23 protein-coding genes and 1 pseudogene are annotated in these 23,794 nt (G+C 60.2%); 11 read left to right on the top strand and 13 right to left on the bottom strand.

The features are described 5' to 3' along the window. Positions 1-41: 41 nt before the first annotated feature. Positions 42-344, bottom strand: a complete 303-nt coding sequence (locus FJ527_RS27280; protein WP_140619981.1) for a hypothetical protein — start codon at positions 342-344, stop codon at positions 42-44. 892 nt (positions 345-1,236) lie between these two features. Here FJ527_RS27280 and FJ527_RS27275 point away from each other — a divergent pair. Continuing rightward, positions 1,237-2,046: an SDR family NAD(P)-dependent oxidoreductase gene (locus tag FJ527_RS27275; RefSeq protein ID WP_181166510.1), complete on the top strand. Its 810-nt coding sequence runs from the start codon at positions 1,237-1,239 to the stop codon at positions 2,044-2,046. A gap of 445 nt (positions 2,047-2,491) precedes the next feature. Here the strand turns inward: FJ527_RS27275 and FJ527_RS27270 are convergent, their stop codons facing one another. The 6 genes from FJ527_RS27270 to ehuB form a co-directional block, all read right to left on the bottom strand. After that, a complete protein-coding gene (locus FJ527_RS27270; RefSeq protein WP_181166509.1) occupies positions 2,492-3,592 on the bottom strand; it encodes a pyridoxal-phosphate dependent enzyme in 1,101 nt (366 codons plus the stop codon). 58 nt (positions 3,593-3,650) lie between these two features. Next, positions 3,651-4,685, bottom strand: coding sequence for a succinylglutamate desuccinylase/aspartoacylase family protein (locus tag FJ527_RS27265; RefSeq protein ID WP_140824502.1), 1,035 nt, complete (start codon positions 4,683-4,685; stop codon positions 3,651-3,653). A gap of 15 nt (positions 4,686-4,700) precedes the next feature. Continuing rightward, positions 4,701-5,498, bottom strand: coding sequence for an amino acid ABC transporter ATP-binding protein (locus FJ527_RS27260; RefSeq protein WP_140619988.1), 798 nt, complete (start codon positions 5,496-5,498; stop codon positions 4,701-4,703). A gap of 8 nt (positions 5,499-5,506) precedes the next feature. Then, positions 5,507-6,166, bottom strand: a complete 660-nt coding sequence (locus tag FJ527_RS27255) for an ABC transporter permease subunit (RefSeq protein WP_140619990.1) — start codon at positions 6,164-6,166, stop codon at positions 5,507-5,509. Next, positions 6,156-6,815 (bottom strand): amino acid ABC transporter permease, encoded by a 660-nt coding sequence (locus FJ527_RS27250; RefSeq protein WP_140619992.1) that lies wholly within the window; start codon positions 6,813-6,815, stop codon positions 6,156-6,158. Before FJ527_RS27250 ends, FJ527_RS27255 begins: the two co-directional genes overlap by 11 nt. Before the next feature lie 98 nt (positions 6,816-6,913). Next, complete coding sequence (gene ehuB, locus FJ527_RS27245) at positions 6,914-7,798, bottom strand: ectoine/hydroxyectoine ABC transporter substrate-binding protein EhuB (RefSeq protein WP_246677819.1); 885 nt, start codon at positions 7,796-7,798, stop codon at positions 6,914-6,916. 182 nt (positions 7,799-7,980) lie between these two features. Between ehuB and FJ527_RS27240 the strand changes: the two genes are divergently transcribed. From FJ527_RS27240 to FJ527_RS27225, 4 genes are all read left to right on the top strand, one after another. After that, positions 7,981-8,745 carry a GntR family transcriptional regulator gene (locus FJ527_RS27240; protein WP_140619994.1) on the top strand — a complete coding sequence of 255 codons (765 nt, stop codon included), beginning with the start codon at positions 7,981-7,983 and terminating at the stop codon, positions 8,743-8,745. 32 nt (positions 8,746-8,777) lie between these two features. After that, entirely contained in the window at positions 8,778-9,941 is a 1,164-nt protein-coding gene (locus FJ527_RS27235; RefSeq protein ID WP_140620123.1) for a M24 family metallopeptidase, read from the top strand. Between the two features lie 193 nt (positions 9,942-10,134). Next, entirely contained in the window at positions 10,135-10,836 is a 702-nt protein-coding gene (locus FJ527_RS27230) for a response regulator transcription factor (protein WP_140661243.1), read from the top strand. A gap of 460 nt (positions 10,837-11,296) precedes the next feature. Continuing rightward, the gene (locus FJ527_RS27225; protein WP_140620125.1) at positions 11,297-11,719 is read left to right on the top strand and encodes a hypothetical protein; all 423 of its coding nucleotides are present in this window, start codon (positions 11,297-11,299) and stop codon (positions 11,717-11,719) included. A 165-nt stretch (positions 11,720-11,884) separates the two neighbouring features. On the opposite strand, the pseudogene FJ527_RS29765 reads toward FJ527_RS27225, so the two are convergent. Beyond that, positions 11,885-12,027, bottom strand: a pseudogene (locus FJ527_RS29765) (SOS response-associated peptidase); the annotation flags it as partial. Positions 12,028-12,505: 478 nt separating this feature from the next. Between FJ527_RS29765 and FJ527_RS27215 the strand changes: the two are divergent. From FJ527_RS27215 to FJ527_RS27205, 3 genes are read left to right on the top strand one after another with little or no spacing between them, the layout of a single operon-like run. Further along, complete coding sequence (locus FJ527_RS27215; protein ID WP_010185539.1) at positions 12,506-12,841, top strand: helix-turn-helix transcriptional regulator; 336 nt, start codon at positions 12,506-12,508, stop codon at positions 12,839-12,841. Beyond that, positions 12,834-14,081 (top strand): HipA domain-containing protein, encoded by a 1,248-nt coding sequence (locus FJ527_RS27210; RefSeq protein ID WP_140824501.1) that lies wholly within the window; start codon positions 12,834-12,836, stop codon positions 14,079-14,081. Before FJ527_RS27215 ends, FJ527_RS27210 begins: the two co-directional genes overlap by 8 nt. Further along, positions 14,078-14,299, top strand: coding sequence for a hypothetical protein (locus FJ527_RS27205; protein ID WP_140824500.1), 222 nt, complete (start codon positions 14,078-14,080; stop codon positions 14,297-14,299). Before FJ527_RS27210 ends, FJ527_RS27205 begins: the two co-directional genes overlap by 4 nt. A gap of 119 nt (positions 14,300-14,418) precedes the next feature. Here FJ527_RS27205 and FJ527_RS29470 read toward each other — a convergent pair whose 3' ends face one another. Together FJ527_RS29470 and FJ527_RS27195 are read right to left on the bottom strand one after the other, a co-directional pair. Then, entirely contained in the window at positions 14,419-14,595 is a 177-nt protein-coding gene (locus tag FJ527_RS29470) for a hypothetical protein (protein ID WP_181166508.1), read from the bottom strand. A 1,211-nt stretch (positions 14,596-15,806) separates the two neighbouring features. Continuing rightward, the gene (locus tag FJ527_RS27195) at positions 15,807-16,175 is read right to left on the bottom strand and encodes a hypothetical protein (RefSeq protein WP_140824498.1); all 369 of its coding nucleotides are present in this window, start codon (positions 16,173-16,175) and stop codon (positions 15,807-15,809) included. A gap of 882 nt (positions 16,176-17,057) precedes the next feature. On the opposite strand from FJ527_RS27195, the gene FJ527_RS27190 reads away from it, so the two are divergent. The 3 genes from FJ527_RS27190 to FJ527_RS29465 all read left to right on the top strand — a co-directional run bounded on the left by FJ527_RS27190 (position 17,058) and on the right by FJ527_RS29465 (position 19,132). Continuing rightward, positions 17,058-17,534, top strand: a complete 477-nt coding sequence (locus FJ527_RS27190; protein ID WP_140824497.1) for an Hsp20 family protein — start codon at positions 17,058-17,060, stop codon at positions 17,532-17,534. Between the two features lie 89 nt (positions 17,535-17,623). Beyond that, positions 17,624-18,133, top strand: a complete 510-nt coding sequence (locus FJ527_RS27185; RefSeq protein ID WP_140620004.1) for an Hsp20/alpha crystallin family protein — start codon at positions 17,624-17,626, stop codon at positions 18,131-18,133. 678 nt (positions 18,134-18,811) lie between these two features. Then, the gene (locus FJ527_RS29465) at positions 18,812-19,132 is read left to right on the top strand and encodes a hypothetical protein (protein ID WP_181166507.1); all 321 of its coding nucleotides are present in this window, start codon (positions 18,812-18,814) and stop codon (positions 19,130-19,132) included. Positions 19,133-19,360: 228 nt separating this feature from the next. On the opposite strand, the gene FJ527_RS27170 is transcribed toward FJ527_RS29465, so the two are convergent. From FJ527_RS27170 to FJ527_RS27160, 3 genes are all read right to left on the bottom strand, one after another. After that, positions 19,361-20,404, bottom strand: a complete 1,044-nt coding sequence (locus FJ527_RS27170; RefSeq protein WP_140824496.1) for a sensor histidine kinase — start codon at positions 20,402-20,404, stop codon at positions 19,361-19,363. Next, entirely contained in the window at positions 20,401-21,891 is a 1,491-nt protein-coding gene (locus FJ527_RS27165; protein WP_140824495.1) for an ATPase domain-containing protein, read from the bottom strand. The genes FJ527_RS27170 and FJ527_RS27165 overlap by 4 nt, the downstream gene beginning before the upstream one ends. A gap of 750 nt (positions 21,892-22,641) precedes the next feature. Beyond that, the gene (locus FJ527_RS27160; protein WP_140824494.1) at positions 22,642-23,295 is read right to left on the bottom strand and encodes an outer membrane protein; all 654 of its coding nucleotides are present in this window, start codon (positions 23,293-23,295) and stop codon (positions 22,642-22,644) included. Positions 23,296-23,794 lie beyond the last annotated feature (499 nt).

The following is a 23,794-nucleotide window of genomic DNA, read 5'->3' as shown; positions in this document are numbered from 1 at the left end:
CCAGCGGCAAGTGCAGCCAGGATGTGCACAACGGGCCGGCGTCATGTCGGCTTGTCCAGCGGCGCCCTTCTGGTTGGCGGCTTGTAAGCGCTCACCAGCCTGACGACAGCGGCGTCGACTGTGACTGGAGCGCCCAGGTTCACCGTCACGCTGTTTTCGTCGATGTGGATGACGTTGCCAATCAACTCGATATGCTGCCCCTTCTGTACCTTCGTTGTGTGGTCGATCACCGAGTGGGGTTGGCCATAGGAGGGGATGGAAACGCTCACCCGGTCCTCAGTGACCCGCTTGCGCACGGTGGCGGTGATTACGACCTCGTCGCCGATTTTGATGCCCTTTGCCATAACTATGACTCTGGAGCGGCCAACCATTTCGTCAAGCTACTGCTAATCTATTGCGTTTCGCAGCACCAGGGGTCTAGGCTGATCTATGCGCGACAACAAACGCGTCGGCCGCCGGGGCGGCATGAGCTTTCTCTACCCCCACCAGGTGAGTATCCGCTCTGTCTCGGTTTACCGGAAGCTACAAGTGCGCTCCTGGCCTCGCCCCGGAACGTTGTGGCCGAGAGCCATCTGCACCTCGGCCAGGAAGTTGCCCAGCTCCTCGTCCCGCGCCTTGGCGTGCACCGCAGCACCACCGCGGCGGCCTTCTGAATGGCCCACAGTGGGAAGACTGAGCAGATGTGCACCCAGGGGTTGAGCGCTACCTAGCCCGCGGTCGACCGGGAACCGGAGCTCCGAATGCTGGAGCGGCTGCTTTAGCCGTCCGGCCGGCTCCTTTCAGCGTCCAGCAGTTCCTCTTCGGTTATCAGACCGTTGATAAAACAGCTTGAGCAGGTGTGACGCGATGCGCTAGGCCTGCTGCGAGTCAAGGGGCGTGCGGTTCTCGTGAATACAATACGGCACACGTGAGAGAGCATATCGATCTCGCAAGGCCCCAGCACTGACCAGGGTACAACATAACCTTCCTCCTCGAAAGCTACGAAACCCGGACAGTGCGACGGCCGTGTGAATGCCACACTTGATTTGGCTTCATCAAGGGCGGTGTCAGGCGCGGTCCGTGTGTACTCGGGACGTGTGGCTGTCGGCATGGCCGCGCTAGAAAGCCCTATCCTGTCTTCAAGGAGCAGCATCGCTCTGAGCTCAGGACGAGATTGGCCAGTACAAAACCGACCGCAAGCGGTAGTGTTGGACAATCAGGGTCAATTCATCGGCACGGGACATTAGGAGGACGGACGTGACCAATTCCACAGGGGGTTCTTTGGGCGTCGCTGTCATTACCGGCGCATCCTCAGGAATCGGCAAAGCTTTTGCCGAGCGCCTGGCCAGCGACGGCTACGACATCGTGCTCGTCGCCCGCCGACGGGACCGGCTCGAGTCGGTAGCCCGCGAGATCAAGGCCGCTGGCGCCTCCGCGGAAATCATCGTCGCCGATCTGGCGCAGTCGCATGGCCTCGACATGGTGGAGCAGCGAATCCAGGCCGGGGACGTGTCGCTACTCGTCAACAATGCCGGGTTCCAGACTTACATGCCCTTCGTCGACCTCTCGATCGACCGCGCCCAGGAAGAGGTTGCGGTGCAGGTAACTGCGGTCATGCGTCTGTCGCATGCGGCACTTCCTGCGATGATTGCGCGCGGCGAAGGCGCCATCATCAATGTCTCTTCCCTGCTCTGCTTCAGTGGAAGCTTGAAATCCCCGTTCATGCCGAAGCGCTCGGCTTATGCCGCCACCAAAGCCTTCATCACGATGTTCAGCGAGCTTCTCGCGGCTGAACTGCAGGGCAAAGGTATTCTCGTCCAGGCGCTTTGTCCCGCCGTCGTCAGGACAGAATTCCATGATATCGACGGCAAGCCGGTCCTCAGGCCCAATGTGCCGGTGATGGAGCCGGGTGACGTCGTCAACGCATCCTTGGCTGGCCTGCGGCAGGGTGACACGATCTGTATCCCGGCACTGGAGCAAGTGGGTAAGCTCTCCGCTGTCGGGGACGCAAATCGCGCCCTGTTCGATGCCGGTCGCGGGGCTGAACTAGCGCCTCGATATCGCTAATGCCAGGCGACAGGTTGGCTGACGTGTCAGCCCCTTCCTTGGGCTCATGATCGGTTCCCAGGTCCGAGCGTCCCCAACGCGGACGGGCACCGGTTTGCCGCGCCAAGCGCGGCGAAACTCCGGCGCCAACCTCTAGCGTATATTGGTACTGACCGCCAATGGCCGTTCTGGGCCCGTTCTGTCCCACTTGAGCACCAGAGCCCGGTGGAAGTGCCGCCAGCCGCCGACGCGGCCGTTCACCCACAGGGTGCTCAGCTTGCGCTGTGAACGGGCGGGATAGGCGCAAGCCGCCGTTCGGCGCGGAACACCAAATGCGGCCCAGACGAGACAGCCCGATCGGCTGCGGGCAGGCTGAAGATGATCATCGCCGTTGCTGGTCTAGCGCGTTCTGCATAAGGCGGAAATGCCCTGATGTGACCGCAAGCCGCAACGAAGCTCTGCTAGACTAGTCTGTAGAGGCAATGGCGTTGGGAAAAGCGCGATATTCTGAAGCGCCGCTCGAAGTGCCGACCAGCACGACCGCGGCTTCCCGCCCGACCGTGCGCTGCGCGACCAACTTTCGCAAGCCGGTCAAGGCTGCCGCGCTCGACAGTTCGAGATAAAGACCGTAGCGCGCCAGCCGCGCTTGGTCGTCGTAGGTCGGTTCCTCCTCAACGGCAACTGCCGATCCCCCGCACGCGGCAATCGCCTCAACGGCCTGGTAGGTGACCGTCGATCCGCCGATCGACGTCAAAGCCGAATGACCTTCGAAGTGGCCGCGGTAATCGGCGCCCGCAAGTACCCTTGATATGCGTGCGAAGGGCTCGACGGCATGGATGCGGGGCGGCTCGCCGCTGAGACCGGACCTTTGCAGATCGCGGTAGCCGCGCGCGATGCCCCAAAGCAGATCCGCCCGCGATGTCGGAACGACAACGTCGCTGCATGTCTGGGCGCCAAGCTGAAGAAACAGCTCGAAAGCAAGCGATCTGTAGCCATCCACCCCGAACGGATTGCTGCCTACTGCCGGAACAATGAAGTTGGTGGCCGGATACCAGTCGCCGGCGCGGACGCGATCGGCGAGCACCTGCCAGCGGCGTTGCGGTGTTTGCGCGGCCAGCAAGGTCGCGCCGTGCATTTCGATCGCTCGCCGCCAGTTCGGGTTCATCTCAGGCGTGGTGACGATCACGCAGTCGAGCCCCGCCTGAGCCGCGTAGGCGGCAAGTGACACGCCGGCATTGCCGCTGGAGGCGGCGGCAACCGTCGAGGCGCCGCTCTGCAACGCGCGCTGGACGACAAACCGGCTCATGCGGTCTTTGTGCGACCCGGTTGGATTGGTGCCCTCGTTCTTGACATGGAGCGCGCGGACGCCGACCTCATGTGCAAGCTCGTCCATCCCCACCAGAGGTGTGTTGCCCTCACCCAAGGTCGGACAGGACGGGTAGACCTGCCATTCAGAAGGCCGCTCGAGGCAGCAGGGGAATTCCTCATACTCTATCGCCAGGCTTGCCGGCATGTTCTGTTCAAGACAGGCCGGGCAACCTTCGAAGTAATCCGCCACGGCAAACACGGCGTGGCAGCGAATACAGCGCATCCCACTCACGCGCGGATTGAGCCGAGGCTCCGAGCTAAGCATGTGCCAGCCGATTTGGTCGGGCGTCCAGGTCGGCCATCACCTTGAACAGGCAGTCGCCGGGCTCGGTAAGCGATGGCGCCCTGCGGCACGCGACAAGTCCGGAGCTTTCGAAGAGCAGCGTTTCGGGTTCGCGCGTCGGCAGGTCGGGAAAGTGAATGTGGCCGGCAAGCTGGCCGCCGACCACCTCATCGCAGATATCGGCGGCCGGCTCGAAGATACCGCGCTCGCGGGCGTAGACGAAGGCGCTATGGCCTTTGACGGTCATGACCCGCGTCGGCGGAGCCGGTTGGACGACGACCTCGCGCAAGATTCCGTGGCCATTCAGCAGGCGCTTTAATCCAGATTCGGCGAGCGCCAGACCTTCTTTGGACAAGGTCGCACCGCCGCCAAGCTCGGTGGTTAGAACCAGCGCGCCCCTGTCCTGCGCCGCCGCCGCCAGGGTGGTCAGTCCGCCACCCCCTGTGCCATCGCTGACAAAGCTTATGGGGGCGCCAAACAGCCGCAATAGACGCAGTAGTTGTTCATGTTCCTCGGCGGTCCGCCCCGGCCGCACGAGCGCGCTCGGCACATAATCGAGTGAGCGCCCTCCAGAGTGAAGATCAACGACGATGTCGGCCATCGGGATCAACACCTCGCACACGTAATGGGCGATCATCTGGGTGGGCGAACCGGCGGCATCGCCGGGAAACGTACGATTGAGATTGCCTTGGTCGAGCGGCGATACCCGGCGGCCGGCGGCGACGGCGGGAAAGTTAAGCGCCGGAAGGATGATCAGCCGCCCCGAAACCTGGTCACGGCGGATCTCGCGGGCGAGCTTGCAAAGGGCGATCTGGCCCTCATACTCGTCGCCATGATTGCCAGCGATGAGCAGCGCCGTTGGACCGCCGCTATTTTTAATGCAGACCAGCGGTATGGGTACGAAACCGTAAGCGGACAGGTCGGTCGAATGCGGCAGCCTCAGACAGTCCGACTGCTTGCCGTCGGCCTCGTAGTCAACCGGGGTCCAGATCCGTGTCTCAGCGGCCATGTCTACCTTCTCCATTCAGCGAAGCATCTTGTCCAGGAAAAGCCGCGTCCGCTCCTGGCTTGGCGCGGTGAAGAAGGTTGTCGGGGACGCGAGCTCGACAATGCGTCCCTGGTCCATGAAAACGATCTGGTCGGCGACCTCGCGGGCAAAGCCCATTTCGTGGGTGACGCAAAGCATGGTGGTGCCGTCCCTGGCGAGGTCGGTCATGACGTCGAGCACCTCCTTGACCATCTCCGGATCAAGCGAAGAGGTCGGCTCATCGAACAGCATGATCTTGGGATTCAGGCACAGCGCGCGAGCGATCGCGACGCGCTGCTGCTGGCCGCCGGACAGCTGGCTGGGATATTTGTGTGCCTGGTCGGCAACCCTCACCCGTTCGAGATGGTGAAGCGCCATGCCTGCGGCGCCGGTCTTCGATTGGCCGAGCACGCGCTTCAGAGCAAGGGTGCAATTGGCCATCACCGTTAAATGCGGAAACAGGTTGAACTGCTGAAACACCATGCCAATCCCGCGCCGCAGTCTCCGCAATTGCCTGTGGTCTCGACTGAGATCCACGCCACCGACCCGAACCGCGCCTTTCTGAAAGGTCTCCAGGCCATTCAGGCATCTGACGAGCGTCGATTTTCCCGATCCGGAGGGACCGCAAATCACAATCCGCGCGCCCTGCGCCGCAACGAGATCGACGTCCTTCAGAGCGTGAAAGCTGCCGAACCATTTGTTGAGCGCTACCGTCTCCAGCGCTGGCGGCTGGGCGGATTTTGGCGCGCCAGCTGCCTGCCCGATATCGGTGGTTTGGGAGCTGCCCTGTCGCATGAGCTCATTCATCTTCTAGTCGGCCCAAGCAGCTGGCGTTCAATCCGGCCGACCAGCCATGCGACCGCGAGCGCGAGGAGAAGGAAGGCAATGCCGGCCACAGTCAGCGGTTCGGCATAGCGGTAGGTGTCCGAGGCGATATCCAACGCCTTGCCCAGCATCTCCGGTACGGCGATGACGGCGAGGTAGGGCGTAGCCTTCAGGATCGAGACAAAGTAGCTGCCGACCGGGGCCGCGACGTTGCGCAACATCTGGGGAGCCAGGATGAATACCACGATGTCAGTCTGGCTCAGTCCCAGCGCCTTGGCGGCTTCGGCCTGGCCTGCAGGAATAGCGTCGATGCCCGCCTTGAATACCTCGGCGAGATAGCCGCTGAAATAGACGCTCAGTGCCAGTGTGCCGACCAACAGCGCCGGCAGCGTGATCCCGTAGTGCGGCAGCACGAAATAGAGAAAATAGAGCCATGCCAGCACCGGCGTGGACCGGATGAAGTCGATCATGAAGCGCACCACATAGCCGGCAATGGACGCCGCCCGCCTGGTGATCTCGAGGCAGAAGCCCAGCGCCGACGCTCCCGCGCAACTCGCCAGCGCCACGCCGATCGTGGTTCCTATGACGCTGAGGATGGTGGGGACGGTCGAGAGGGCGAATTCGAGATCAAAGGTCACTGGATAACCTCGTTGCCACGCCGATGCGCTGCTCGACCCATCGGCCAAATAGCGCGACTGGGTAACAGACTACGAAATAGGCGAGCAGAAGCGATGTGTAGACGCCGACGGGATTGTATTGGAGCTCGGCGATCTCCTTTGCCCGAAAGGTCATGTCCGTCAGCGTAACGAGGGAAACGAGCGCCGTTCCTTTAACCAGCTGGATGAACTGGTTGATGAAGGTCGGTGCCATCCTGGTCAACGCTTGAGGGAGTTCGATCAATACAAGGATGTGGCGTCGCGGCAGGCCGAGGGCCGCGGCAGCTTCCATCTGCCCCCGGTCTAGCGACTGAAGTCCGCCTCTGACGGCCTGGCTGGCGTATCCTCCCGCATTGAGCCCCAGCACCATGGCGCTGACAATAGTCGCTGGCATTTGGATACCAATGATAGGGAGCGCATAATAAAAGACGAACAGCAGTATGATGACTGCGGAACTGCGCCAGAATTCGATGATGGCGCTGACGGCGATGCGGGCGATGCCGCGTGTCAGATACTGCGCCACGCCGAAGATCAAGGCGAAGGGCACGGCAAACAGCAGGCCCAGTAGGGTTACCGTTGCCGTGGTCCGGAAGCCGGCGAAAATTCCGACCAATATCTCAACGATAGTCACGCCTGCACATCCCTGATCCTGCCGCTCCGTGCCCCGAGAGCCTGACCGTCCGCGCTGATGCCGCGACGTGTCTTGCCGCCGATCCCCGGGGCGTCCGGTCAGCCCTGCCCCGCGCAAACCTGCTCACTGGTCAGATCCGGTGCTGCCTCCTCATGGCTGAAGCCGTTCTTGGCCATGATGTGGGCCAGGGTTCCGTCGCTCTTCAAGAGTTTGAGACGAGAATTATACATGTCACGAAGGTCGCCATCCTCCTTGCGGAAGGCAATAGCTGAATAGCCGAAGCGTTCCTTGCCGTTCTCCTGCAGGCCTTGGAACGGCAATGCGCGTTCGATGCCGTTGACATTTGGGTCGGACAAGATGCGAGCCACCGTCGGCGCTGAAAATGCGGCGACGTCGATCCTGCCTGTGAGCAGAGCCGAGACATTCGACTGTATGTCGGGAAACAGCAGCATCGTGCTTTCGGGGACACCGGCGGCCGCAGCATTCTTGGCCGTCACGCTGCCTCGCCCAATTCCAAACCTTATCTGAGGATTTTCTGCGATCTGAGCATAGCTGTGGACGTTCTTCGGATTGCCCTTGGCGACCAGGGCGGCGTCGGCGATCTTCAGATCGGGGTCGCTGAAGGCGACGAGCTCACATCGTTGCGGCGTGATGGCGAGTCCGGCCGCGATGGCATCGAACCGCTGCGCCGTCAGGCCGGGAATAAGGGCGCCGAACTCGGTGACCACGATTTCCACCCGATCGACGCCGAGGCCTTTGAACGCAGCTTTGATCAGGTCGGGGTGAAAGCCTTCCGGCTCGCCGTCGGCACCGCGGTATCCCCACGGCGCGCCATTCGAAATGCCGATCACGATCTTGCCCTCGCGCAAGACCCGCTCACCTGTCGTTTCAGCCCTGAGGCTGTTCGCGCCTGCAACGAGAATAGCGCAGGCCGCCGTAGCAGCAGTTGCCATTTTCCTGAGCAGTCCGACCGTGTTGGGCATGCGGTGTTCTCCACGTCAACGTAGAGGTTATCAGGTAGACCAGGTATATCAGGTATGTCAAGATCAGGTGAAGGATAAGTTTTATTTTTGTTAAATCCGCGTTCGGCGCTCCGGCCTGCGTGGGGATGGACATCGTCTTATCGTTGCGCTAGGTATTCCTAGTATACCTTGCGAGGGCGAGAATGGCCGGACAGATCGGGACTGCTCTTCATGAAACCGTACGGCAGGAGATCACGCGCCGGGTGCGGGATGCGCAATACGGTGCCGGTCAGCCGCTGCCTTCCGCCGCAGCGCTGGCCGAGGACTTTGGCGTCAGCGCAATCACCATCAAGCGGGCGCTGCGGGATCTTCAGTCGGCCGGAATCCTGCGGTCGGTACCCGGGTTGGGGACCTTTGTCCGGGAGCAGCGACGGTTCATTCGCGATCTCGATTTTTCTCTTACCTCCTATGACAACGCCCTGCGGCTCGGCCTGAAGCCGTCCATTCAGCTCATCTCGTTGACGCGCGAAAAAATACAAGACCCAGCCTTCGACGTGCTTGAGCCGCCCACTGGATTGATGCTGTGCGTGCGCAAAGTGATCTTAGCCGACGACACACCAATCATGTACGACACATCCTATCTGCCTCACCCGGTGAGCGATCAGATGCTTGAGGAGTTCAGGGACAAATTCATCGGCGATGTCCTGCGCGAGCACGGCACGCGCTTCACCAAGACCAAGCTGCTGATCGATGCCGCGCCGGCCTCGAATGAAGCACAGCAGACGTTCGCGCTTCCGAACGGATATCCGACCCTTCGTCGCCTCTACAGGCTGAGCACCACCGAAAGGTCTGTTTCGGTGTTCGGCATAACCGAATCTCCGTTCGACCGGCTGGCTTGCGTGGTCGAAATCGACGCCGATCACGCAACCCCCAAGCGGCGGACGAGAACCGACCCGGCGTCCGGCTGACGCGACGAGCTTTAGATCAGGAGCAGGCAATCATGCTTCCAGTTTCACCCTCACCCGATGTTGCGGTGGCCGAGCTGACCAGGCGGCTTGCCGCGGTGCGACGCGAGATGGCAGACGAAGATATTGACGCGCTGGTCCTCACCGACCAGAAGAATGTCGAATACTTTACCGACTACAGGACCTTGTCCTGGGGCTATCACTCGCGCCCCTTGTTCCTGGTGATAGACCATCAGGATGTCCGCGTCATCGCCAACAGGATCGAGACCAGAAATCTCGAAGCGCGGCACCGACCCTTCGCGATCGTGTACTACGCGGGGTATCTGGCCGAAGGCGCGCAAACCATCGTCGAAGCGGTCCGAACCGGCGACCTGGCCGCCACTGCACGGGTCGCGGTTGACTATGGACAGGACATGGCCGGTCGCGGTTCGCTGGAGATCGTCGACGGCTTGAGGGCGCGCGGGCACAGGCTTGAGAGCGCGGTCGATATGCTGTGGCGAACGCGCATGATCAAATCGCCGTTCGAAGCGGATCTAAAGCGCGTTTCCTTCGAGATCGTCAATGCAGCTTTCGACGATGCTGTTTCGCAGGCGCGTCTCGGCATTACCGAGGTCGAGCTTTCCCGGCAGATCCAGGCCCGCATCATCATGAACGGCGCCGACCGTGCCGATCCGATCGCCATGACATTCTGCAGGGGCGAGTTCAATTACGGCCGCCCGCCAGGCCTGCATCCCCTGCAGGCTGGCCAGTATGTGTGGACGGATTTTCGCTCGACCTATGGGGGCTACCCTGCCGACAGAAACCGCATCGCTCGCGGCGGGGCGCCGGAAAACTGGGAGATAGAGGCCTACGAACGAACGCGTGCGCTGACCGTGGCCCTTGCAACAAGCGTCAGGGCCGGGATGACGTGCGGGGATGTTTTCGGCGCCTTCGAGCAGCTTTGGTCTGACGCCGGCCTTCCGCCCGCCTATGGGCTTGTTTCACGTATCGGGCACGGTGGAGGTCTCGATGTCACAGAACCTCCGTCCATCTCCAAGGCCAATCCAGAAACGATAAGACCTGGCATGATCTTGCACCTGGAGCCCAAGCTGGAGATCAATGGCGCTGTCTTCCAGTTCGAAGAGGTCATCTATATCCGCGAGGCCGGGGTCCAGTTTTTGAGTGAGCTCTCTCCAGAGCAGTTGCCAATCATCAACTGAACTGAGTTGGCTGGCCCACAGATGTGCGGGACCAGCAAAGCACCCGCGTGCTGAGGAGCTGACTGTCGTCAGGCCAGCGACAGGAAAAAGGTCGAAGCCGGATGTTTTGCAACCCCGGTAGATGGTTGGGTAAACGGGTGCGCACGAGGGACCAGCAACCTACCGAGCGACCCGCCGAAACGCGAGCGACGCCATGAAGCCACTGATCATCATATGCTCGGATCACGCGGAGTTCTATCTGATCCTGAGCCACATTCTTGCGGTGGACGGCTTTGAAAGCGCGTTAGCAACCAATGTCGACGAGATGCTCGAGTTGGCCGCCGAACTGTCCGTTCAGGCCTTGCTGTTGGACTGCCGGCCGGACAATCAGATGGCGGATAGCTGCGCCCGGCTTAGACAGGATGACAGGACCAGTACCCTTCCAGTCATCGCCTTGATTGCGCCCGGTGCGGAACCCCAACACATTGTGCTGCTGAAATCGGGAATCGATGAGAGTTTCATCAGACCGCTGGCGCCAGCCAAGCTGCTGGACTACCTGCGATCCAGGCTCGGAGCCGACCGGCGCTCGCGATTGCAACTGCAGAGCGCGCTATCGCTGAGCCATGGCGACATAGAAATGCAGATCGACACGCATCATGTACGCTGCAGCGGTCGGGAAATCGAGCTGGGGCCGATCGAGTTCAAGCTGCTGCGGCATATGCTTGAGCACCCGGGGAAGGTGCTCAGCCGTGAAGAACTGATCGGGGCTGCTTGGCCCAGCAATGTCTATGTCGGCCCGCGCACGGTCGACGTTCACATCAGTCGGCTAAGAAGATCGATCAAGCAGTCTCCTCACCACGACGTCATTCGCACCGTCAGACTGGGTGGATATGCGCTTGAAAGCCCAACAGGCTAGAGCGCTTCTTCCGTGCCTCAACGGCCGGGCGGCCGAACGGAACCCGAAGTAATGAGGCCGCGCGGTTGATGGCCAACCATAGAACCGTGTGTCGGCCGAAATCGAGAGTCCACCTTGTTGGGCGAGCGCGACTGCTCCGTTGCCTCCGGTATATTTTTGTCCCGCCAATCGGATTCGCTCCGCGCGCCCGCGGTCCCTCAGATATTTTGCGTCTCCCAATGGGTTCGGCAGGCCCAGGGCAGATTTTCCCAGCCTGGTGGCTCGCGCCTTCTGAGCCTGCGGCTCGAGAGCCTGGTGATGGCAACTTCCGGGTTGACGGCGAGGCTCCGCCAGCGGCACCCAAATTTTCGACGCCATGGAACTTTGCCGAGAAAGCAAGGTTCACGCCTTGGCGATGGCGACCGGGCCTGTCGCGATCTCGGAAAGCAAGGAAAACCTGGCCCAATGGGAGCAGCTTGCTATGAAACACCAGACACTTGAACAACTGAACGTTATCGCGGAGGTGAACGCGGAATATCCAGCAATGACTCGTAGGCAACGCCTTGAGCGCTGGGCAAACCTCCTTGAACACCAACCAGATCGATGCCTTGGAGCGCTCCCGGGCACGGAATATATGAGCCCCCATGACCGCAACGAAGCGCGTTGCCTTTCGTCGCCGATCAGCGTTGCGTTCGAAGACCCAATTCTGAGGGCGCAGGGCCTGGAGGACGATACTTATGGTGCGGCCCGGAAGTTTTTCGAACTGTCCAACTGGCAATTGCACGACATTGTTTGCCATTGTCATGTCGGCGCAACGATGAAGGCCGGATGGGTAGCACTTCGTGTTCGCGCCGCTATGAATGGCGGCATCTTTGCAAGGCTGGGTGCGTTGCTTAGGCCTTGATGAAGGGATTCGACGGGGCTCATTCCTCAAGTCGAGATGCTCGACCACCGCCGAAGCGTCAGCGGCGGCCGCGGAGGTCGTGAGCGACCAGGCGCCGCTCACCTGTCACCTGGGCGGAGATGAAGAGAATCGGTGCGCCCTCACCGCCGCCGACAGGGTTCGTGCGCCCACCTGGTCCACGCCCAGCGTCCCCGCCTGAAGCGGCTGGATCAGGGATTCGGCGGATACTGAGGGATCAAGCCAGCCCCCCAATCGTTCCGCCCTAGCACGATCCGCCGATCGTGATACGCGGCTGTGTCCGGACCGGGCCTCCCCAACGTCGTCGGTCTGGGCCAGATCCCTGCCGCGATCTGGTCCCAATCAGGCAAGGCTGTATCCGCGCTTGGCCACGCGAAAGGACTACCATGCTCACTCGATTATCCGTCGTAACGTTAAGCAAATGGATGTATTGACTAAAATATTTTCTCAATTTCCGCATACTAATGTTACATAGGCCGTCAAAAGTACCGGCCTCCGAACCATTGGCTTTTTCTGCCAGATCGCGAAAATTGTGGTTCCACCATCTATCGGCAGGCACGGCGGCGACAACACCCCGAAAGTCACTTCGGCCGCACCGCCGTCCCTACGCTAGACAACGCCGGCCACGATTCAGCCTCTCGGAATTATAGCGTCACGTGCTTGGTTCGCCACCCCCCTCCCTCAATGGGATGGCTATCGCGCGAGGGCTAGGAGAATTGTAAGCTTCATGCTACATATCTCGCTACTCTGTAGTGTGAAGGTTTCAAAATGCCTACACCACATAACCCTCCCGCCGCTGTGCGGCGCGTCCTGCGCAAGCTTGGTGCAGACATCCACGATGCCCGTCGGCGTCGGCGGCTGCCAATGGCTGTCGTCGCAGAGCGCGCCTTCACGTCCCGCTCGACCCTGCAAAAGGTCGAGGCTGGGGACACCAATGTCAGCATCGGCATTTATGCAGGTGTCCTTCAGGCGCTCGGCCTGCTCGACGGTCTTGGCCAGATAGCCGACATAGGCAACGACCCGGTTGGACAAGCGCTGGCCAGCGCGGAACTGCCCAAGCACGTCCATCTCAAGCGAACAGTCGGATCATCTCGCGATGGCTGACTTCGAGGTACATATCGCCCTGGACGGACGCACGCGCCCTATCGGCCTGGCGAGGAGTAATCGCGTTCGAGGCACGGAGACTATCCTTTTTGAATACGACGGCGCGTGGCTCGCCAATCCAGACCGGTTCTCGCTTGAGCCCGCCCTTGCCCTGACCCGCGGTGCCTTCGCCCCTCCTGCCGGACTGGTGACTTTCGGCTCCATAGGAGACTCAGCGCCCGACACATGGGGGCGCCGTCTTATGCAGCGCGCCGAGCGCCGTCTTGCAGAACGCGAAGGTCGCGCCGTTCGCACCCTTGCGGAAAGCGATTACCTGCTGGGCGTCGCCGACGAGACCCGCCTGGGTGCCCTCAGATTCCGCTGGGCAGGCGAAGAGGCGTTCCAGGCGCCTATCCGCGCCGGCGTCCCCGCCCTGATCGAACTCGGGCGGCTGCTGCAGATCACCGAACGGATCCTCCGGTACGAGGAGACGGACGAGGACCTTCAACTCATCTTCGCCCCCGGCTCTTCCCTCGGCGGCGCCAGGCCGAAAGCATCGGTCATCGACCAGCACGGACACCTCTCCATCGCCAAATTTCCGAAGGAGACAGACGACTATAGCATGGAGACATGGGAGGAGATCGCGCTGCGGCTGGCCGAGCAGTCCGGCATTACCACGCCGCACCATGAGCTAATCGAGGTTGCCGGCAAGGCGGTGATGCTGTCCCGACGCTTCGATCGTTCCGACTCGATCCGCATTCCTTTCCTGTCAGCGATGGCCATGATGGGCGCCAAGGACGGTGAGCGCGGCAGCTACCCGGAGATCGTTGACGCTCTTACGCAACATGGCGCGCAGGGGAAGACCGACGCTCATGTCCTCTATCGGCGGGTCGTCTTCAACGTGCTGATTTCCAATGTCGACGACCACCTGCGCAACCATGGCTTCCTTTGGCTCGGCAAGGCGGGATGGTCTCTCTCTCCCGCCTACGACCTCAATCCTGTGCCCACCGATCTCAAGGCGCGTGTGCTGACGACGAACATCGACCTGGACGAGGGCACCTGCTCGCTCGACCTGCTTGAGGCGGCTTCGGAGTTCTTCGGCCTCACACTGCAGCAGGCCCGCGCAATCATCAAAGAGGTCGCGACCGTGACCGCGACGTGGCGTGAAACCGCCAAGGCGGCGGGCGCCCGCTCTGCAGAAATTACACGGATGGCCAGCGCCTTCGAACACGACGATCTCAAGCGGGCGCTGGCGCTATGACCCGAACCTTCACCTACAACTTCACGCCTCCGTCATTTGACCCGTCCCCCGGCGCGACCATCGCGCTGGACCTCTCCGAGATCGAAGACGCCGGCATTCGCGAAGTGCTTCAGACGATCTCTGACCCGGCACGCGCGCTATATCTCGGCACGAGCACTTCACAACTTCACAACGCGTATCAGACGTTCAGAGCAATGCTGCATCAGCGACGGCTTTGAGGTCCCGACCCACGTGTGGGAACGCAGCGCCTTTGCGACTGGAGCTGGACGCGTTCCTGTTGCCGGTGCGCACCATTGACGGTGATCTTACGTAGCGTTAACCTATTATTAGCTTTCGCTTAAAAAGGGTCTCCGATGAAAATCGCTATCGTTTGCGCGGCAATTCTGCTCGCCGCATCGAGCGCCGCCATGGCGCACGAAAGAAAGCCAAAAGTCGTTGCCAACACATGTGCTGGCCTTTCGATCAAGGCTGCAGTTGCAGCGAAATTGGACTGTACGGCGACCGGTACGGCCATTTCACCTCAGGCCGATTCCAGCAGTCTGAAGCCGCGCCTTGGCTACGAGACCAGCCCTTGGACTCCGTCATTCGGACTCTAGGCGCTCCATAAAAAGAGGCAGGCCCGCCCCATGAGGCCACGGGCTGAGTTTCACTTTTTAATAGAATCCCGCGAGGCTGGGCGGACTATTCGCCATTGTTCCGGCACGTCGATTTATGGCGAAAGACAAGGGGCGCTCATTGTCGGCCTGGCGACAATTCCGTTCCAGGCCTAAGTGTTCCTTAAGGACGGTGTTGGCAGTTGTTCTCGATCGTCAACACCGGGAAACTCTTCACAATCCAAGCGTGGTTTTGCCGTTTTGCCAGCTGACCAATGGCTGGCCTGCCCGAGATCTTAAACTGGATACCTGTTTCGCTGGTCTTAAGGGCATCAGGCTATGCCGTGATGGTCAGCGCCGCCTGAAAAGCCCGTCACCGTCAGGGAGCGGGCCGAAGAGTGGACGAGTTGTTCTCTGTTGTTATTCTGCACCAGTTCCAGGTGGTGCATTCCTCCCGCTCGTGGTCGCCGCGCGCGTCTGCACAATGCGCTTGCGAGAAACGGAGCCTAGCGTCGCCGCCGTTCCATCTTCAGTCGCTGGTCGAAACCCTGTCCACATTGGCCGTGGGTGCATTCGATCCGGGCCGAGAAATTGCGAGGCCCCGCATAAGCCGGCCGCGTCCGGGCCAGTAACGGTCGCGGACGCGCTGCTGCAATGTCGGCAGCCCGGTCACGCCGAGCATTACGACGTGCCGACCTTCACCATTCATTTACGATATTAGCTCAGACTCATAAGTGGCCATGCTTGGTTTATTGTACATGCCTAAAGCCCCCGGTGCACTCACCCAGCGCCGGGGGTTTTTGTTACGCCCTACGGCTGGCCTGGAGGCAGGACCCTCATCCAGCCCCAAGCGTAGCCGCTGGCTTTGCGCATAGGACAGCGCCAATGATTCCAGTCTAAATGAGCGGGTGAGTTGCCGGTCCTTCTCAAGCACGCGTACGAACCATTCTCCGCCGCCCTCGAACACTTCAATGCAAGGCAGAACCTTGCCGTTCAGCATCACGAGCACGCTATCCACCACAGCCTCTCTGGAAAGCGACGGGCAACGTCGATTTCAAATAAGTCCGCCGCAATCGGTATTTCAATAAAAAAGACATCCCGAGTACTTTCTGGAGGTTCAAGGCCCCAGCGATCATCTTCTGACGATCCAGTCTATCAAGCCGGATTGAAGCCGCTTACAGCCGGTAAACTCGTAAACAAGGATCTGGGCGAGGTCGCGCCATTGACACTCCGGTGCCTTCGCTTCCAAAACCAAATTCTGAAAGACGTTGCGGAGAATGTCGGCATCGAACGCGGACACCGGGTGTTGCTCAACGTTTCTGTTCGCCTCGTCTATATTGCGCTGGCGCAACCGCTTAAGAAGGGCGCGTGATGCAGCAACTGCCCGCCTGGACTGGTCCAGATCACGACGAATTGACGCGATGTCATTTATTGAGCGGTGGCGCGAGGTCAAGGTGGCGTCGATCATCGCCCGCGCGATGTCTGTACGGCTTTCGATCATAGCTACCTCCCAATAGCTAAGATTGTAAGTACCTCTTTCTAAAGCCGATCCGCGATGCATTCAATGTCGGCTTGATACGAAGGGGCGTGTCGATTTCAAATTTATGTGTAGCTGCCTTGAATTTGGATTGGGTAGAATTGCCAATCGTGAAGCGTCTGGTGATTGTTGTCGCCGCGACCCTGCCGACGGCTCCGAACGCCCCGGCAACCGCTATCCCTAGTCCGTCGCCGAGGCCCACATTGTATCCATAAGCGTTTGGCCTGAAGCCAATCGCCCTCCGAGCAGTTGCACGATTTTCGGAGCTTTCCGCAAACTTGCTATGCCTGAGCCGATCGTTGATCTTGACGTTCGTCAGGTGGAGAACCGTTGCATCCGCGGCGCTGAGCTTGGATTTAGGGCGCTTGGAGCTGCCCTGCGCATGCGGTGAGCGCAATCGAGAAGACAGCCCACAAGCACCATCGAACCGATCTCAATCCGATCACCTGCCCCTTTTTCCATCCGCGCGTTCAGGCGAGCGGGTTGTGGTATTCGACTGGAACCGACCCTTCGCGACGCAGGGAGGTGCCTTGGACCGAGGGCGTGCGCATCAGACGCAGCGCGACTCGCTTGTCAGCCGCTTCGAAAAGCACCTCATAGAATCTCGTCGTCGCCCGCATCACCTCGGCCGGCGTGCCGGTCGCGCAGGAGTCGCTAGGGGCAGGGTCCGCATCATCACGCAGTCGGGTTCAGGTTAAAGGCCTCGTAGTAAGACGCCGGCCTCTTGAACAGCCAATCCAGTGAACTAAATCATGACCGCCGGCGCCATCGGGGCCGGTATGCCGGCCGGAGAGCATCCGGCGGCCGAAGACCTTGTATCCATATTGCTCAAAGGAGGATGTGGCTATGAGAACCACTCTCGACTTTTCTCCCCTGTTCCGGTCGAGCATCGGCTTCGACCGAATGCTGAACGCGCTGGAGGCTGCGAGCCGCGTCGAAACTATCGACAACTGGCCTCCCTATGACACCGCCAAGACTGGCGAGGACGACTACCGCATCACCATGGCGGTGGCCGGTTTCTCGCAGGACGATCTGACCATCACCCAGGAGCAGAACATGCTCATGGTGTCGGGTCAAAAGGCTGGTGAGGACACCGGCCATTATCTGCATCGCGGTATGGCCGAGCGTTCTTTCCACCGCCGCTTCGAGTTGGCCGACCATGTGAAGGTCATAGGCGCAAGCCTAGTCAATGGCCTTCTGTCGATCGATCTCAAGCGCGAGATTCCCGAGGAAATGAAGCCCCGCAAGATCAACATTGCGGCCGGCGAGGCGCTGCCCAAGGTCGAGACGAAGCAGATCGAGACCGAGAAGCAGGCCGCCTAAAGCCGCCCCCAAAGCGCACATTGGGCACGGCGTTGGGCACTCCCCGGCGCCGGCGGGAAAACAAACGAACAAACAGAAGGAGAAGAACAATGAATGTCCGTGATCTGATCCCCTGGAACCGAGGCAACGGCAACCAGGCTCCAACTGTGTTCCGCGATAGCGAGCGCGACCCGTTCCTGTCGCTGCATCGCGAGGTGAACCGGCTGTTCGACGACGTCTTTCGCGGCTTCGGCTCGAACCTTCCCTCTTTCAACACTCCTTCCGCCTTCAGCGGCGGTTGGCCGAGCGTCGAGATTTCCGACAGTGAGAAGGAGATCAAGGTGACAGCCGAGATACCTGGCCTCGAAGAGAAGGACATCGAAGTCCTGCTCGACGACGGAGTGCTGACCTTGAAGGGCGAAAAACACTCCGAGACGGAGGACAAGGACCGGCAGTTCTCCGAGCGTTTCTATGGCCACTTCGAGCGGCGCATCCCACTCGGCTACGAGGTCAAGGACGACAAGGTCGACGCGCGCTTCAGCAATGGTGTGCTGACCGTGACCTTGCCCAAGAGCGAGAGAGCGCAGTCGCAGGTCAAGCGCATCGCCATCAAGAGCTAACCCGTGGCAGGCGCCGGCGGCGGGCAGCTGGCCGCCGCCGGCAGCGTCCTTCAGGCAGGCAGGGATGAACACCAGACAGGTCGACAGACCGAACCAGGTTATAACCCACAGGGGTGGCCGTCGAACGACAACCTGCACAAGCCTTTCGATGAAGCGCTCGCTCTTCCCGGACGATGCGGTCGCGCGCATTGACCACGTCGGGCAAGGCACGCTTGGGGGGCTGGCGCCTCGTTTCGAGCGAAGCACTGCGCCGTTCGCCGAGCCCTGGTGGGCTAGACGAGCGGCGATGACACGCTGGCCCAGGTCGAGCTTGGCTTTCCGACATTGGAATCGGCCATCCGCTACGCCGAGCAGCAGGGGCTGACCTGCGTCTCCCCGATCGGGCTGGTCGGCAAAGGCCGTTGCCTGCAGCTCGATGAGATGCCTGCACAGGCCGGGAGTTCGACGCGAGCTTTCTCGGATGCTGTGCTTGATCGGCTCGGACTTGCCGTCCTTCAGGAGTGGTGCGGGCGCGCCCTCGACAGTGCGGCCACTCCCGACGATCCTCCGGTTCGGATGGCTGGACATCGCCTATGGACCTGGTCCGCGATCTGACGCTGGCGCTGGAGGCGAAGCGCTCGATCCTGATGAACTAGGCCTAGACCCTAGTACCTGATCGACCAGGCGACCAATAAGGGCATGCCTGAGAACAGTCGGCCGTCGCGTCTCGATGAAGACGAGCAGGCGCTGCTCGCGCTCGAATGCGAGGTTGCCGCCGACGGGGATGGTTCAGGCACGAGAGCCTCGGTCTCAGTGCGACGGCCAATGGCTGATCGGCGTGGCGACTGCCTACTGTCCCGTCTCCGCTTTCCCACGACAATGCGCCTCCGCGTCTCAGCCGACGGCAGCGCTCTCATCGAGGCAGCGAGTGTCGAAATGGGCATGGGCACGGCGACAGTGCAGATCCAGCATGCCGCCAAGCGCCCAAGCCTATGGATCGACAAGGTCTCGTTCGAATAGGTGACATCCTCCTGCCAGGTTCTCTTATCGCTGCCGGCGGATTCGAGCCAAACCGGCAGTATCATTGCCGCGGTACAGCCCGCCGTCGAAAAGCTGCATCGCCGATTGCCCGCCAGCGCGATCTTTACGGAGTTGGCGAGAGCGAAGCTGGCGAGACCTACGCATCGGTTGTCCGAGCTCGATCGCTATCTCGAGCCTGACGAGAGGATTTAGGCATTCGTGTCGTTCCTATCCGTAGGCGGGAACGAGCCGGGTATCTCGCACCGGAAGCTCCATGTCGAACTGCAACCCATCGGGGTCGTAGACTAAATTGATCTTCGCCTGGCACTGCACAGCGACAACTTTTTCCAGCAGTACCGTGCCAAAGCCCTTTCGCTTTGGTTCTTGCACTGTAGGTCCATCCCTTTCTCGCCAATGCAACGCAACGACCCGGTGATCGCTGGCCCGTTCGATCGACCAACTTACCTCAACCCGCCCGTTCGGCCGGGACAAAGCTCCGTACTTGGAGGAATTGGAGGCGAGCTCGTGAAATGCCATGCCTACAGGAATGGCAATGTCGGCGACCAGCGCTACATCGGGCCCCTCAAGCACGACCCGTGAAGAGCCGCTCGTGTCGTAATGGCGAAGTTCTCCCTCAAGAAGCTGGCGCAAAGACGCGGTCTGCCAGTAGTCGTCAGTCAGAATGGAATGTGTGTCCGCGAGGGAGACAATTCGTGCCGAAAAGTCGCGGACAAAGTCTTCCACCCGCCCGCTCGTTCGCGCTGTGGCGCTCATCATGGCGCGAACGTTGGCAAGAGTGTTCTTTACCCTATGATGGAGTTCCCGGATCAACAATTTCTGGCGATCAGCCACTTCTTGCTTCTGTTCGATGTACGACTTGACTTCTAACTGGCGGCTGCGGGCACGCAGTGCCGAGCGGACCGAGTTGACCAAGCTCGAGGCCAGGAACGGCCGTTCAAGGACGATCAAGTGCCGGTCGAGAAAATTTAGCCGCTTGTCGAACTCCGTCTCCCGCATCACCAGCAATACGATCGGATAGTCCGACCAAGCCGGCTGCATGTCGAGCCAGGCTGCCAACGCAGTACGATCAGCGTGAAGCAAAGCTTCCTCGGTGACGACGAGACATCTGGCAGTCTCGAGTGCTGCCACCACCTCATCAAGGGTTTTGCAGATCTGTGTAGAGATCCCGCTTTCGGCGAGAATGGAGGCCGCTAGCTTGGCATCTCGCCCGAGCGGAGCAAGGATTAGCACGTCTCCCTCACGGGCGTTCATGCCCGGTCCTTGTCTTCCAGAAGTTCCGAGGATTTTCCCTCGAAAAGTGGCACGCCCGTCAAAATTCCCCGGAACTCTGCCAGTGGCTCTCCCACAGCAAGACCTTGGCTACCGATCCTGAATTCCCGGATGGTGTCCTCATGCGGCCCGACCCGTTTCTTGACAACAGAGATCGCGCGTCGGAGCCGACCGCCGCTCTCAAAGAACCTAAGCAGCATAACCGCATCGCAGAGGTAAGTGATGTCAATCGGGACGGACATGTTGCCAATGAGCCCGTGATTGGCAAGCAGCAGAATGGTCACAACGCCTTTGTGATTGAGGTAAGTCAAAATTTCATGCATTTGCAGGACAAGATACTGTTGTTCCGCTAGGGCGTTTAAGTATCCGGTGAGGCTATCGATGACAACAATGCGCACGTCGGACAATTCGACGGCCTTTTGAATCAGGGTTGATAGTTCGCCCGGCGACAAATCGGCTGGATCAATCTGTTCGAGGAGAAGCGCCCCTTGGTCAACAAACGTCTGCAGATCCAATCCAACACCGGCAGCACGCGTCAGAAAGATCCGTTTGGTTTCGTCGAATAGGAGCACCAGCACGCGCTCACCCCGCAACAACGCAGCATGGCCATAGGATGAGGCGATAGTGGATTTCCCAACACCAGAGGGGCCAATCAACAGGGTGCTGGTACCCCTAGCGAGCCCGCCTCCCATGAGTGCGTCCACAGAACTGTCGCTGAGGGCTGGGGGACCGTGCAATCCTTCTTCGTGTTCGGCCGCGACAAGCCGCGGAAACACAATCACTCCGCCGGGGCGGATGACAAAATCATGGAACCCACCTCGGATCTCGACACCGCGCATCTTGATGACCCGCAGACGGCGGCGCTCACTGCCATAGATTGGCGATAGCTGCTCCATGCGGATCACGCCGTGGCTAATGGAATGTAGATTGAAGTCGTCATGCTCAGCGGTGAGATCATCTAGAAGCAGGACCGTCGCGTCGTTGAGCAAGAAAAAGCTTTTCAAGGCCAGAACCTGCCGCCTATACCGCAAAGAACCTTGCGAAAGAAGGCGAATCTCCGAAAGAGAGTCGAAAACAACTCTATCAGGCTCCAGCGTTTCTATCTCCGCCAGCGCGGATCGAACGGTTTCGCCGAGTTCCAGGTCGGAAGAGTGCACCAGCGTCTGCAACTGTGATGGATCGAGGCTCAATTCCGGAGGCACAAGTTCAAGGATTACGATGCCGTCGAGGGTCCAGCCGTGACGAGTTGCGACCGCAAGCAACTCACGTTTGCTCTCAGAAAGGGTGATGTAGAGGCAGGTTTCGCCTGCCGCGACGCCTTCGATCAAGAACTGCAGGCCGAGCGTCGTCTTGCCTGAGCCTGGACGTCCTTCGATTAGATGCGATCTGTATCTGGCATATCCCCCGCGCAGGACATAGTCCAATCCTGGTACGCCAGTCGGTGTCGGTGCCGCATCATCCTGGTCCAAGTGGCCCCCTTTGTGGTCTGGTGGACCGCCAACAACGGCCGGTTTTCTTAAAGGTTCCTATGAGGCAATCCTGCGCCCGACGGGCGCTGCGAGTTGTCGTAAAGCCGCTCATCGGTAGACCATCTCGGACGTCACTTAACGAGGTCGCCTGGTGTTCTGCCCGGTCAACAGGGCCGACATTATTCAACTAAACGCAAAGCGTAACGAGCCTGCGAGTGGTAAAGAAGCAGACGCGCCCCAGGATGCAGAATGCAGAGGCAGTCGTGCGCCTCCCAAAAAAGCGACCGCGACGGCGCGTCCTCGCTATTGCCAGGATCGCTCTACTTGCGACGACGACATCGAAGGAGGCGCTGCCCTAAACCAGCGCCCCTTGCCTGCCCCGGAGTACCCTTCCCCCGAACGGGCCAAATACCCAGTGAAGGCTTTTTTGGGGACTTGCGTTGCGCCTAGGTCCCTCGTGCGCTTGGTCGTTGCACATATCTTCCCAAAAACAGCTCGGCGTGATTCCCCCACTGAGCTTTAAGTAGGGTTGGTGTCTTTGACCGATTGCCTGAAGGCTGGGCGAACGAACCTAACGCGAAGGCCGATACGTGACTGTCAACTTTACCTTTGCCTATGAAGGTAAATCTCGAAGATGGGCGGAAAGCTATGCGAGCTCTAAATCGCCGAAGCTCACAACAGCCAGTCAGCGGCTAATCCTTGCGCAAAAGGCTATCGTGGTAAGCGACAGGCTCTATTGGGCTCAGGGGACTAGAACTTGTAAGCGAAGCCTAAGCGAACCTCGCTGGTAGTCAGATCAACAACCCCCGCCGGCAATGCTTCCTTGCCGAAGTCAGTATAGCGATACTCGGCGCGCAGCAGCAGATTGGCCGTCATGGCATAATCCAAGCCCGCGCCTATCGTCCATCCCGTGAATGTATCTCCGAAAGAACTTACGCCGGTGTTACTGCTGATGCCGATGTCTCCAAATGCAACGCCACCCGCGATGTAGGGAAGAAAGCGATCGGCGGCATATCCCAGGCGAAGTCTTGCCGCCCCACTCCAGTTGAGCTCCTCAGTCCCGACGCCGCCCGGAAATGGCAGACCAGGAGCGGCAAATATTTGGCCGCTGCCATCGACATTGGCGGACACGAAGTCCAGTTCCGCACCAATCACGACGTCGTTTGACATCTGATAGTTATAACCAGCGAAGACACCCCCAAGGAACCCGTCAGGGTCTGGCTCAATAAACCCCGGTCCACTATTTTGGTGTATATTGCCATCACTCCAAGCATATCCTGCTTGGACGCCGACATACCCGCCTGTCCAAATAAAAACGGGCGCGGCTTCTCCGACGATGGCGTCGGCAGCAAACGCCGAGGACGCCAGCAGAGACAGCGACAGACCAAGAAGCAGCTTTTTCATAGTGGCCCCCATAACCTGTCCGTTGGTAGCAGAGCTTCCCGGCGCGTGCAGTTGTATTTCCGCCACATTTGACCTGATTCGGGTGCTAGCGCGGTGCGGCTCAGAAAGGGGAGTGGGTTAGCCCAATGGAATACCATCGGTCCGGATGAGAGGGCGTCAAAGGACGGTTGTTCAAACATCACGGAGATCCGTCGGCCTCGGCCGACAAGCGAAGGATCGCACCAACTCGCCCGTGGTGCTGTCGGCGTACTTTTCCTAAATGGCCTCCATTACTGGCGCCGGTCTCGCCGCGGGAGATGACCGGTAGTGGGCGGCCGCCACCATCCCCAACCAGGCACGAGTCCTAGGAAACCCCGCCATGTTGGCCGAGAGCTCCTCGCGGATGATGATCGGATAAGTCCAGGCTTGGCGCGCCGTTTTAAAGTGAGAAGCTGTTTGCCCATCTGTTCGACCTCGGCGGATGAGCGAACTTGAATCCGCATCATTGATCGGGGCGGCC

This window comes from Mesorhizobium sp. B2-4-18, assembly GCF_006441385.1.
Taxonomy (GTDB): Bacteria; Pseudomonadota; Alphaproteobacteria; order Rhizobiales; family Rhizobiaceae; genus Mesorhizobium; species Mesorhizobium australicum.
The sequence above is the reverse complement of the archived record's forward strand: the minus strand, read 5'-3'. Positions and strand labels throughout refer to the sequence as shown.